The organism is Motilimonas thetidivivens, from assembly GCF_046452435.1.
Classification (GTDB): Bacteria; Pseudomonadota; Gammaproteobacteria; order Enterobacterales; family CBDFNC01; genus Motilimonas.
The window spans coordinates 182,171-193,421 of record NZ_JBKFDK010000005.1 but is presented as its reverse complement, the minus strand read 5'-3'; the positions used below and the strand labels follow the sequence as shown (position 1 = coordinate 193,421).

At 43.7% G+C, this 11,251-nt stretch carries 15 protein-coding genes and 1 pseudogene; 7 read left to right on the top strand and 9 right to left on the bottom strand.

What is annotated here, in order from left to right; translation table 11 throughout:
• The first annotated feature begins 117 nt into the window (after positions 1-117).
• The 3 genes from ACK8OT_RS06210 (at position 118) to ACK8OT_RS06200 (ending at position 1,616) form a co-directional block, all read left to right on the top strand.
• Positions 118-465 carry a CPCC family cysteine-rich protein gene (locus ACK8OT_RS06210; RefSeq protein ID WP_410195623.1) on the top strand — a complete coding sequence of 116 codons (348 nt, stop codon included), beginning with the start codon at positions 118-120 and terminating at the stop codon, positions 463-465.
• A 76-nt stretch (positions 466-541) separates the two neighbouring features.
• On the top strand, positions 542-1,099 hold the full coding sequence (locus ACK8OT_RS06205; RefSeq protein ID WP_410195622.1) for a hypothetical protein: 558 nt from the start codon (positions 542-544) through the stop codon (positions 1,097-1,099).
• 226 nt (positions 1,100-1,325) lie between these two features.
• A complete protein-coding gene (locus ACK8OT_RS06200; RefSeq protein ID WP_410195621.1) occupies positions 1,326-1,616 on the top strand; it encodes a phosphoglycerate mutase family protein in 291 nt (96 codons plus the stop codon).
• Positions 1,617-1,831: 215 nt separating this feature from the next.
• On the opposite strand, the gene ACK8OT_RS06195 is transcribed toward ACK8OT_RS06200, so the two are convergent.
• The 3 genes from ACK8OT_RS06195 to ACK8OT_RS06185 all read right to left on the bottom strand — a co-directional run bounded on the left by ACK8OT_RS06195 (position 1,832) and on the right by ACK8OT_RS06185 (position 3,892).
• Positions 1,832-2,827 carry a transposase gene (locus ACK8OT_RS06195; RefSeq protein ID WP_410195620.1) on the bottom strand — a complete coding sequence of 332 codons (996 nt, stop codon included), beginning with the start codon at positions 2,825-2,827 and terminating at the stop codon, positions 1,832-1,834.
• Positions 2,828-3,125: 298 nt separating this feature from the next.
• Positions 3,126-3,623 (bottom strand): GNAT family N-acetyltransferase, encoded by a 498-nt coding sequence (locus tag ACK8OT_RS06190; protein WP_410195619.1) that lies wholly within the window; start codon positions 3,621-3,623, stop codon positions 3,126-3,128.
• A complete protein-coding gene (locus ACK8OT_RS06185; protein WP_410195618.1) occupies positions 3,620-3,892 on the bottom strand; it encodes a type II toxin-antitoxin system TacA family antitoxin in 273 nt (90 codons plus the stop codon). The genes ACK8OT_RS06190 and ACK8OT_RS06185 overlap by 4 nt, the downstream gene beginning before the upstream one ends.
• A 247-nt stretch (positions 3,893-4,139) precedes the next feature.
• Here ACK8OT_RS06185 and ACK8OT_RS06180 point away from each other — a divergent pair, with 247 nt between their 5' ends.
• The 3 genes and pseudogenes from ACK8OT_RS06180 to ACK8OT_RS06170 form a co-directional block, all read left to right on the top strand.
• Positions 4,140-4,412 (top strand): hypothetical protein, encoded by a 273-nt coding sequence (locus tag ACK8OT_RS06180; RefSeq protein ID WP_410195617.1) that lies wholly within the window; start codon positions 4,140-4,142, stop codon positions 4,410-4,412.
• Between the two features lie 172 nt (positions 4,413-4,584).
• On the top strand, positions 4,585-5,082 hold the full coding sequence (locus tag ACK8OT_RS06175) for a cyclin family protein (RefSeq protein ID WP_410195616.1): 498 nt from the start codon (positions 4,585-4,587) through the stop codon (positions 5,080-5,082).
• Positions 5,073-5,192, top strand: a pseudogene (locus ACK8OT_RS06170) (type II toxin-antitoxin system YoeB family toxin); the annotation flags it as partial. The gene ACK8OT_RS06175 and the pseudogene ACK8OT_RS06170, both read left to right, overlap by 10 nt.
• 72 nt (positions 5,193-5,264) lie before the next feature.
• On the opposite strand, the gene ACK8OT_RS06165 reads toward ACK8OT_RS06170, so the two are convergent.
• The 6 genes from ACK8OT_RS06165 to ACK8OT_RS06140 form a co-directional block, all read right to left on the bottom strand.
• Positions 5,265-6,089 carry an AraC family transcriptional regulator gene (locus tag ACK8OT_RS06165; protein ID WP_410195615.1) on the bottom strand — a complete coding sequence of 275 codons (825 nt, stop codon included), beginning with the start codon at positions 6,087-6,089 and terminating at the stop codon, positions 5,265-5,267.
• 4 nt (positions 6,090-6,093) lie between these two features.
• Positions 6,094-6,687 carry a LysE family translocator gene (locus ACK8OT_RS06160; protein WP_410195614.1) on the bottom strand — a complete coding sequence of 198 codons (594 nt, stop codon included), beginning with the start codon at positions 6,685-6,687 and terminating at the stop codon, positions 6,094-6,096.
• Between the two features lie 135 nt (positions 6,688-6,822).
• Positions 6,823-7,236, bottom strand: coding sequence for a hypothetical protein (locus ACK8OT_RS06155; RefSeq protein WP_410195613.1), 414 nt, complete (start codon positions 7,234-7,236; stop codon positions 6,823-6,825).
• Between the two features lie 410 nt (positions 7,237-7,646).
• Positions 7,647-8,036, bottom strand: coding sequence for a hypothetical protein (locus ACK8OT_RS06150; protein ID WP_410195612.1), 390 nt, complete (start codon positions 8,034-8,036; stop codon positions 7,647-7,649).
• Positions 8,037-8,140: 104 nt separating this feature from the next.
• Positions 8,141-8,452 carry a GNAT family N-acetyltransferase gene (locus tag ACK8OT_RS06145; protein WP_410195611.1) on the bottom strand — a complete coding sequence of 104 codons (312 nt, stop codon included), beginning with the start codon at positions 8,450-8,452 and terminating at the stop codon, positions 8,141-8,143.
• Positions 8,453-8,618: 166 nt separating this feature from the next.
• A complete protein-coding gene (locus ACK8OT_RS06140; protein ID WP_410195610.1) occupies positions 8,619-9,167 on the bottom strand; it encodes an NAD(P)H nitroreductase in 549 nt (182 codons plus the stop codon).
• A 139-nt stretch (positions 9,168-9,306) separates the two neighbouring features.
• Between ACK8OT_RS06140 and sppA the strand changes: the two genes are divergently transcribed.
• Entirely contained in the window at positions 9,307-11,157 is a 1,851-nt protein-coding gene (gene sppA / locus ACK8OT_RS06135) for a signal peptide peptidase SppA (RefSeq protein ID WP_410195609.1), read from the top strand.
• Positions 11,158-11,251 lie beyond the last annotated feature (94 nt).

Sequence of the window (11,251 nt, the reverse complement as noted above, 5' to 3'; positions counted from 1 at the left end):
TCGCATTAAAATCGACGGCCAATACTCCGGTTGCTTTGTGTCGTTCGCTGTCGCTCCCAAATTAACACAAAGCAACCTACGTATTAGCCGCGCTTTATGCGGGCGTTATGAGTAAAGATGACTGACGAACTACCGTGCCCAGTTTGTGGTTTTAAAACCGTAGAAGACAATTATGGCAGTTACATGATTTGTGAAGTCTGCAACTGGGAAGACGACGGTGTCCAGCTTGCAAACCCATGTTCTAAAGGTGGAGCAAATGGTTATTCTCTTGCTGAAGCTCAAGCAAAGCTACTAAAAGAATATCCTATTCCTGTTAGCGAAGTGGATGGCATCAAGCGAAGTAAAACTTGGAGGCCACTAAACTCCAGAGAAATTGACGAAGCCAAAAGCCAGCTAAGTTCAGGACCTTGGCCAAACAAAGGGATTCTTTATGAGTCTGAAACTTATTGGTATAAAAACTCATAAGTGGGCGTTAGGCGTCAATTGGCTTTTTTAAACAACAGAGTACCTTTAACTCGTTTCAATTTAGTCGAGGCTGTATATGCACAAAGAACAATTAAGCCTACTGGTAGAGGAAGGGCACCCTGCGTATGAGTGGGCAAAAAAACAGTCGGATTCTGTAAGCGCTTTTGGTCACATTGGAACACACATAGATTGTTATGACTCAGAGCCAGAAGAGGCGAAATATGAAGTTGAAGCTGAGGTTTTAGACTGTACTGTTAGAATGCCGTTACTTAGTGATATTTCGGGTTCAGATTTTTCAGGAAAAGCACTTGTGTTGTTTACTGGGAATATCGAAAGAAATATCTATGGAACAGCAGAGTATGGAGCTATGGACACTTCAATTACAGCTGACGTTCTTGATTGCATTCTAGAAAAAGCTCCAGCATTTATCGTAATTGACAGCTACGGAATAGGTTCTCACGGTGATGAACATATTAGGTTTGATAAAAGGTGCGAGTCAAACGGCTGTTTTGTAATTGAGAATGTAAACTTATCTCAATCAGTAATAGGCACAATGAAGAAATTGCAAATTGAGTTTGATAAATCATCAAAATCAACAGGAAAAAGGTGCAAAATAACAGCGCTTTGCACCTGAATATAAGTCGCCTAACAAGAGACTAAGAATGATTCACACCGCTCGGCGCTGTCACTTCAAGCCAATTTAGTGTTTATGGCACAATGCCTTAGGTAAGGTGTCTGCGTTGTTCACACCTTAATTTGGCGTTATGCTACCGAGTCAAAATTGACTCAAATTTAACGTTTTGCAATAACAGAACGGTTCGTATAGTTTTGATAGTTATTGTTGTATTTTGGATTAACAAATGACTAAGAAGATATACGTTATAAGGCATGGTGAGACGGTGTTTAATTCAGAGCAAAGACTGCAAGGACATTGCAATTCGCCGCTCACGAACAAAGGAAAAGCACAAGCACGTTCAGTTGGCGCTGAGTTAAAGAAGCATTTGTCTGGACACAAATATCAAGTATATTGCAGCCCGCTTGGACGAACCGTACAGACTGCAACGATTATCTGTGAGGCAATTAATTTTCCCCAATTAGATTTGTTGCACGATGATCGCTTAAAGTGTACCAAATACTGGACAGCCATCTAAATAACCGCGATTTGATGGTTGAAGCTGGCGCACAAAAAGCCAGCGCAAAAGGCTGGAACTTGCTGAAAAGGTTCACTACTGATTCATTAATGAACGAAAGGTTTGGCTAAAATGTTATTAGAAATCCGTAGCTCTGACTGGATGTGTAATTTTTAGTCATGATCAATCTTGCTTGTTAAGCAAGTTACGCAGTTAGTTTGTACAGCTGGGAAAAATTAGCCAAATCCACTCAGTCGGTGACATGCTGCTTGGCCACGTGTCCAGCAGTGACCTGCTTGGATGCTATGTGCTGTGAGGTGTTCCCAGCTGCCTGCTGCGCTGCCAAAGCTACGGCTAAAGTGGCTGACAAGTTGCAGCCAGCTATCTTGCTCAATGCCCAGCTCGTGCAAAAGCTTTGGTTGATTGGCGGGAATGTAGCCACGCTTATCATCACGAATGGCGCGCCCTGTCCAGTCGACTAATTGCAGGTACTCTTCAAAATAGAATGGAATTTCATGGGGTTGGCGTGAATCAAATTGACGCTCAAAGGGCAATAGTTCGGATTTCGTTACCTGATTGGCATCTTGCTTTGCTTTATATTGCTGTATCCGCTCATAAATCGAGGTGTATTCTTGCTCTTCGATGCGCTGGCACATATCGGCACGTATTGGATTTAAATCGATATAAGCCATGCACGTCAGCAGCGCTTTTTCATCCAGCAAGGCTTGGCTTTTAAACCGCCCTTCCCAAAAATGGCCCTTACACTTGTCTTCCTGATTGGCTCTGCGGGCGATATCTTCGTTTAAACAACGCATAAACCAACTGATGTCTTTAAGGCGTTTACGCCACTTTGCAATCAACTCAGCAACCACCTCTTGTTGAGCATTGCTCTGTTGTTTACCCATTCGCCAATCATCCACCAACATGGGCATAGCAAACAATTGTTGCCAGCGGTCCACGACGTCAACATCCGATAAATCACGGTTATCGGCTAAATTAATGTGCAATATCATATGGTAATGATTACTCATAATGGCGTAAGCACAGATATCTATGGTAAAAATACTGGCGAGTTGTCTGATTTTATCCAGCAGCCAAGGCTTACGATGTTCGTAACTTTTTTGAGTGTAGTGGTCGATGCCGCATAAAAAAGCGCGACGCACGCAGCGGCTGGTGACATGGTAATAAGGCGTTGATTCAGGGCAAATCAACTGCTCGCGAGATAAAGTCATGGCCACATCCTGCTCATAAGTGGTCTGCTAACTATGGAACAGGATGTGAGTTAGCGCAAAAAGTGATGGGTGGCCTGTTACTCTCTTTTTGAGCTTTCTCCGTTTGGTTTTGTCACCGTTAGCATACCTAGGTTAAAGGTAGCTGGAGGAGGCTCAATGATTATCAAGGCGCTCAAGACGAACTAACAAACGCTTGTCATTTTTGGTTCGGTTAAGTTCAATGTTATAAGTGGTCATATTTAGTTGGGTGGTTGGTTTGTTATCCACTTAGCTTAGCGTTACTATAGGTAGCGGATCACTAGAATAAGCTTGCTCTCACATCTGCAATGGTGATGAAGAGTTTGTTTTCAGCATCTTGAAATGCTTGAAAACCATAGCGTTCATAGAAATGTTTTGCTCCGTCTTTAGCGTCAACGATAACAACTGGAAATGCAACGCTATCACTAGCGGCTAATAGCTTTCTGAGTGCGTCGATAAGCAGCCACTCACCAAAGCCTTTCCCTTTGTATCGGTCATCGACAGCAAGACGGGCAATCAGACCACCAGAGGTGGATGATTGGTGCTTTTTTTGTAACTTATCAGGCAATGCCTTTAAGTCAATTGGTGCCATTGTTAGCGTGTAAAAGCCGATGACATGTGAGTTTTCGCTATCATCTTCCAAAACAAACGTTCTGGTGTTGTCCTTCTTTGCTTGCTGACTCGCCATTCCTTTTAAGTAATTATTGAGAGCTTCGATGCCACAGTTAAATCGGTTTCTATCATGTTTAGCTTTATCTAGAAGTACCGTATTCATCATTGAGTTTTGCTCTCGTATCGATCAGCTGCAGCTTTTAGTTTTGAGTTTTGTGTTGCAGGACGGTCTAAAGCTTCCATGAGCAACATCGCATCAACTTGGCTCAGTTTTAAAGCTTGCTCACGTTCGATGACTTGTTTGGCTTTTTCGATTGCAGCGCTTAGAACAAACGAGTTGATGCTAGACATGCCAGCGATCGCGGCAGCCTTAGTAAGTAAGTCTTGTGTATCGACATCAACTCTAGCGGTGATGCGAGGCAAAGTAGTCGCCATAATGTTATCTCCTATTGTGTCAAAGTGTCACATGTGTATTATGGTCTTAAAGTGTGCAATAATCAATCTCTGTGTCACTTTGGCACGCAAACTAACAAACGACTATGGCATCAATAGGTCATTTTTACCAAATAGAGTAACTGGACAGTCATCTCTTTTGCGATTGTTATGGTGCCTTGGTATAACAATGCCTATTATTTTATGTGTCTGTCCGGTCATCCTTCGGTACAAAAGCATCGAGAAAGCAATGTCGAATAAATCCGTTTTAGAAAGGCTTTTAGTCGAAATAGATGAATACGATAAAAATCGTAAAGATCGAGATGCTTTTGCACAAAAAGTGTACGACTCAATCGAAGCCCTAGAGGGAATACCTTATTCAGTACATCAGGAAGGTAGAGATTGGCAGTATAAAATCGAAACAGAGGGTTACTTTCATGAAGAGGGCTTTGAGTCAGAAACCCAAGAAGTAATTCCCAAACTTAAAGAGTGGGTAAATGAGCTTATTCAGGCCCACAGTTAATAAGCTAGTGTTTGAAGCGTTATGTATTTTAGATCCAGTCATAATTAAAACGCGCTGAAAAAATACATACAGGGAATATAAACAAATCTAAAACAGTGAGTTACACTTCGATTTGCTACACGTTTAACCCACTATTTTTGGCCAATTGAGCAGCGTTAGACTCTGAGGGAAAATGTTCTCCGATTCGCAGAAAATTGAAACATATAAAGTTCTTGGGCAAATTGCGATGGGCTCTGGCACAAGTGAGTATAAGTGCGCTTGGGCTATGAACTTGCTTGAGCAAGGAGTGGATTCGGCACATCTTGCTGTCCTTGCGACTCTCCTGAAACCAATAAACGAGTTTGAGGCCGATGATTATTTCAATAGGGTTTTAAATGAGCTCAATATCAATCGCCCCTGTGATGAAGACGCCATAGAAGGATATGCCAGAGTTTTAATGAAAGAGGTGATCGACGGTTCTTTAACCCCAGAAGCTGGCGCCTCAATGATATATAACGCAAGCATTCAACTTGGTGTCCCCGCCTCTTTGGGAGAATTTCCAGTTCTCGAGGACGAATGGCATTGTGAATGCATTAATGGCTGGTCAAAAGAGCGCAGAAGAGCCGAAATTATTAAGGCATGCAAGGCGGCTTATAAAGCTCTTAATTACCCAAATATATTCAAAGCCTAACTGGTTTTTGGTCTCGCCATATTGATGACACTAATCGGCTTTTTTACGCTGTCGATGACCAAGCGATGACGATAATTTCGTGCCGTTATCACACTAAATCAGGTTCATAAATGCATGAACACATAGCGTGTGCTTACCCGCAAGATTAAACCCAACCAGATGAAATCCCCCTGTTGCCAACATCAAACAAAATGGGATTGGTAATACTTAGGTGTAACCGCCAATTTCTTTTTAAAATTGCGCTGAAAATGTGCTTGGTCAGCAAAGCCTAAGCTGAGCGCAACCTCACTGATGCTTTGCCCTTGCCTTAGCATGGCTTTTGACCGCTTGATCTTTTCGTCAATGAGATAGGCATAAGGGGGCTGGCCAAATTGATGGCGAAAAGCGCGGATAAACTGATAGCGACTCATCCCCGCTTCATTAGCAAGGGATTCTAGCGACTGCAGTGTGTTTAGCTCATCACACATTTTATCGCGCACCCGCTTAAGCACCGAAACGTGACTGAGATTACGCGCGACAGGCGCTTGCTGCCAAAAGCACGCCGCCACAAAATCATATAAAGCCTGCTCGGCTTGCAATTCACTTTCGGCGGCTAATAAGGCGCTAAATAAGGCTACAAATCCTTTTCTGATCAGTGGGCTACGCTCTAAATCATGCCTAAACGGGATGTAATCTACACTTTTCTGGCGCGCATTAAGTGAGACTAGATCACGCTGGATCTCACCCATTTTCAAGGCATCCACAAACAGCATGCTGTAAGACCAAAGCCCCGCTTTGGGGTTACATGAATGCAAGTCAGCCGGATTAATGGTGACAATATCACCTGTCCCCGCATCATGGCTGTGATGACGATTTTTGTAAATCGCAGCGCCTTGATCAATCATACCAAACGAAAATTCATCATGAGAATGCGCCGCATAACAAGCGCGACTTTGATTCGCTACCCGCATTTCAACCCAAGGCAGAAGCGAGCTTTGCTTAAAGTGCGTGCTGGTATCTTGCTTCATTTGATTATATCCATATCACCACGACCGAAAGAGTGAGCACCAGTGCCATCGCCCGATTAAACAGAGTTTGTCGATGCGGATACGAAAGCTGCTGAGCTAAACAATGCCCTAACCAAGCCCAAACACCAATTCCCACCAAGCAAACCAGCAGTGACACCAAAACATACAGGGCTAACCATAGCATTTTATGGTGCTGTCCGAGCACATATATACTCACACCCGACAAAGCATAAAGCCATGCTTTGGGGTTCAACAGCTGCGTGATGCTGCCCGTCCACCAGCCAGATTGAGTCCGCTTTTGATGAGCCAACGGGACGCTAGGCGCGGTAAAAATCTGGTACGCTAAGTACAGCAAAAATGCACTGCCAAACCATTGCATTAATGTTTCTAAAGCGGGTAACACGGTTAACAGACTTTGCATTAGCACACCACACAGAGCCACCACTAAAGCATATGCAAATGAGGCTGCCACCACGTGTTTTATCGCCTCTCCCACGCCCTGCGATGCTGCAGTACTGGTTGCAAGCAGGTTCACCGGACCCGGTGTAACAGCGCCAACAAAGGCAAATGTTATCATTGCAATAATTTGGCTAGTCATAACTTTCTCCTCAATCAGAGGTGTAAAGTACAGTAAAACAGCAGCCGATTATTGAATGATATTGCAGCCGTAAACTGAACGCGCTAGCAGCAGATTTTCGGCCACTAGCGCAAGTTAATCAAACGCGAGGGGAGCTTATTGGGCAGGTTTAAAACCCAAAATGGTTACTTTGGCACGCTTACTGATCAATACATTACCGAGAGAATCATAGCCTAGCTCGATACGCTCTAGTTTTATATCTTCCCCTTTGGGTAAGACTAGCGCACGTGTTTCCATGCCCTTATTCAACAGTCCCAACACGTCGTACTCTTTTTCATCGCCATTGCTCATGAAGACTTTTACGCTTTTGATTCGCACCGTACCTTGGTCAACATGCAGCTTAATTTTGCTGACGGCACGCTCTGCCATATATGGCTTTACTTCGTCGGTTTCAGATTTAAACGATACCGTTTTATGGCCAATTTCAATCCATTCACCCTTGCCCTCTGCTAATGACCACGGACTGAATACAGTGAGTAATAAACCAAAAACAAGTGCCAATTTTTTCACTCTTCCCCCTAAAGTTATGTATATCAACGCGCTAAACGTGATTCGCTGTTAAGTATATTTGATATTGCAGTGACTAATAAATATTGATTTATGCATATTTTCTTTATTTATGCACTATAAAACAGGGCTCACTGGTAAAAATTAAGTTGATTTACCTAGCTCAGTATTATCGTGGTTAAGATTGGAGCATAACTGACAGAGGAGTTTGATGGGGTATTATCGCAAAGCAGATAAAAACGAGGAGCTTGAATAGATAGCAAGAAGCTGGTTATAAAGCTTGCGCACTGTCGACACAGCGACCTTAATGCCTAGACGAAATAGAAATAACAGCGAAATAACAGGGCAGCAAGATAGTACACCTACCACTTTTTGCGCTAACTCACTTCCGCTCCCTTTGCTGGATAAGCTAGTTATATGCGCGTTGCACGATAAACCTCCCCTAAAGTCAGATCATCGTGCCATATATCCATTAGCTTTATCTGATACTTAGCGTCTATGTCTTCAGCCAAGGTTTCTATTTCTAGCGAATCTGCCATCCATTGATGGGGGTAAAGCGCACGATAGATATCAAGAATTTTATCTGTTGGTGCAAACTGCAGCCTGTCTCGCTCATCAAAAGCAAATGCCAAGGTGAAATCACTTAAAAAGCGTCGGATGTCTTGCTTAGTCGCATCAGGAAAGGCCCGCTGCCAACGACGTCCCGTACAGACACGCCGACGATACTGTTTTGGCAAAGGATCATTCCCGCAAACTAGAACAATCATAATGATGACAAATATAACAACCAGCATGAATTCCATCTTAACTCCTTGGCTAAGCTAGCTTACACGTCACAATGACAACCCACCAATCCATGGCCGAAACACCCAACTGATAACCTCACCAAACTCAACTGGCAATTATCTTATTTGCCTATTCCTAAGCCTCGCCAATCAGGGTCAAGATAAAACAGATTAACATAGCCACCTAACCTTGCGTCTTCTAGTTCAAGTCCAGCCTTGAACTCAAGCTGACCAATGATTTCGTCGCCAGCCATAACGTGTAAAAAACCACTCGGATTATGCTCTGACAAGTATTCAAACCATTCAACTGTCTCGTGTTCGCTGTAGCCAGCGTCATGGCCATAGCTAACCTTATAAGCATCTTTTCGAAAACCAAGGCAAATTGCTAAGCTTTTATTCAAATCAACTTGCGCATAGGTCAACTCTAAATCCATTTAATCATTCCAACTTAAGGCAAGCTATCCCTTTGGTATTTCAAATTGGGTAATTTAAACTGAATAAATCAAACTTGGTAATTAAAACGCAAGTAACAAAGGGCTAACCAATCATTGCCACCAGCGTGTTGCACTAAATGCAACACGCCTGATCACATACGACTAACTATAAAAAGCTGACAAAGTCATCCATGCTGAGGGTTTTCGGCGCTGGCGGCTCAGCGACCTTAGTGCCTAGATACAAAAAGCCCACTAGACTTTCGTGTTCGGTTAACCCTAAGCCTTGTTCCACGTCTTGGTTGTAGCACAATTCGCCCGAGCGCCAAATACCACCGTAACCAAGGGCTTGCGCAGCCATTTGCATCGCATGTACGGCGCAGCCTGCCGAAATCACTTGCTCGACTTCGGGGACTTTATGCTCTGGTGTCACACGGGCAACTACAGTGATCACCAAAGGCGCTCGCTGTGGCATATTTTGTGCCTTTTGCAGTGCAGCATCATCTGCACCTTGAGCTTGCATGGCTTGATAATAAATATCACCCAAACGCAATAAGCCATCACCTTGGGCAATAATAAAGCGCCAAGGGTGTAGGCCGCCATGATCGGGGGCGCGAAGGCCTGCTTGAATAATGGTTTCAAGTTCACAGCTATCGGGAGCGGGCTCGGTTAAGCGCGCACAAGAGCGACGTTTAAGTAGTAAATCCATGGCTAACATAAAGCGAGACTTCCTTTGCTAAATAGTAATCAATATCATAATAGTTGAGCTAACAAGATGAAACCTTTAGCACAAAGAGTTTTTTCTTGATGGCTTCTCTAGTAAAGTGAAGCGATAAATTAAGGAAGGGAATACGATTTTGCGTGCATTTAAGTGGATTTTTAGAACCATAGGCAAAACCATCAATTTTGTCCGGTTGTTAATATTAAATTTAATTTTTCTCGCCATTGTGGCCGTGGTTGTGCTGGCATTTAACACCGACAACAGTGTTCAAGTGCCCCAAGGTGCCGCCTTAACCTTGGATTTATCGGGGATAATTGTTGAAGAGCGCCGCCCGGTGGATCCGTTTCAAGAAATCTCCAATGAGATTTTTGGCCAAGATCCTAATCAATTTCGTGAAATTGCGTTAACCGATGTGATCCACGCTATTCGTTTTGCCCAAGCCGATAACCGCATCACCGCGATCGTTTTACGTCTCGAGCAGCTTCAGGGCACAGGGATGAATAAGCTTTTTGAAATTGGCGATGCCCTAGAAAAGTTTAAAACCAGTGGCAAGAAAATCTATGCTTATGGTGATTTCTATAGCCAAAGCCAATATTTTTTAGCCAGCTATGCCGATGAAGTGATGTTAAATCCACAAGGCGCTATCATTTTACAAGGCCTTGGGGTTTATCGTTTGTACTTTAAATCGGCTATCGAGAAACTCGATATCACCCCCCATGTATTTAAAGTGGGGACTTACAAATCCTTTGTTGAGCCTTACACTCGCGACGATATGTCAGAGCCGAGCAAAGCGGCCAATCTACACTGGCTAAATCAGCTTTGGGACAGTTATGTTAATACCGTCTCAGATCAGCGACAAATTGCCCAAGACGCGGTTGCGCCTAATATTGACAGCTATTTAAGTCGACTTCGCGCCGTCAATGGCGACCAAGCCGCTTATGCGAAAGCCACTGGGTTAGTTGATGAGTTGCGCACGCAGCAACAAGCCAAGCAATTTTTAATGGCGAATATAGGCAAAAGTAAATCAGGTGAAGGCTACCTAAACATAGATTTAAACAGTTACCTCGCCGCCATTCCCGAAGTATTTAACTACCAAGAACAAGGCCAAGATAAGGTAGCGGCGATTTTTGCAACCGGCCAAATTATGAGTGGTAAGCAACCAATTGGCGTGATTGGTGGGGAAACCTTATCCAAACTATTAAGCCAAGCTCGCGTTGATCCTCATGTTAAAGCCGTGGTACTGCGCCTTGATACTCCCGGTGGTAGCGCTTTTGCGTCTGAGCAAGTGCGCCAAGAGATTTTAGCGCTAAAACAAGCCAATAAGCCGGTGGTGGTGTCGATGAGTAGTACCAGCGCTTCAGGCGGTTATTGGATAGCGTCGGCCGCTAACGAGATAGTAGCATCACCTGTAACCCTAACAGGTTCAATTGGTATTTTTGGCATGTTTGCCACCATAGAAAATGCGCTCGCTAACATGGGCATAAATAATGATGGCGTTGGCACGCACGCTTTAAGTAGTGTCGATGTGACCCGACCTTTGCCTGATTACATGAAACAAATCATTCAAATGGGCATAGACAATGGCTATCAACAATTTATTTCAGTGGTCGCCCAAGGGCGAAATATGGATCTAGCTAAAGTGGACAAGTTAGCCCAAGGCCGCGTTTGGACCGGAAAGGATGCCAAGGAAATAGGACTTGTTGATCATCTAGGTGGTTTAGACATGGCGCTTAGCCGCGCTGTGAATCTAGCTCAACTCGAAGACTATGAAGTGAAAGTCATTCGCCCTGAGCTCAGTGCTAAAGAACAATTTATGGCTGATTTAATGGCACAATCGGCAGAATTAGTTGAGCAAAGCGTGATCAGTTCACCAACCCTGCGACAATTGCTCAAAACATTAGATGAGCAAACGGCTCCTTTAGTGCAGTTTAATGATCCCAAAGGGATTTATGCGTTATGTCCAGCATGTGATCAGGTCAAAATCTAATTTCATCTGATTGCTTAAATATTACCAAACAGCCTAGTTTTACTGGGCTGTTTGTTTTCTATCTTTACAAATGGTGTTGCACTACGTTGTTACG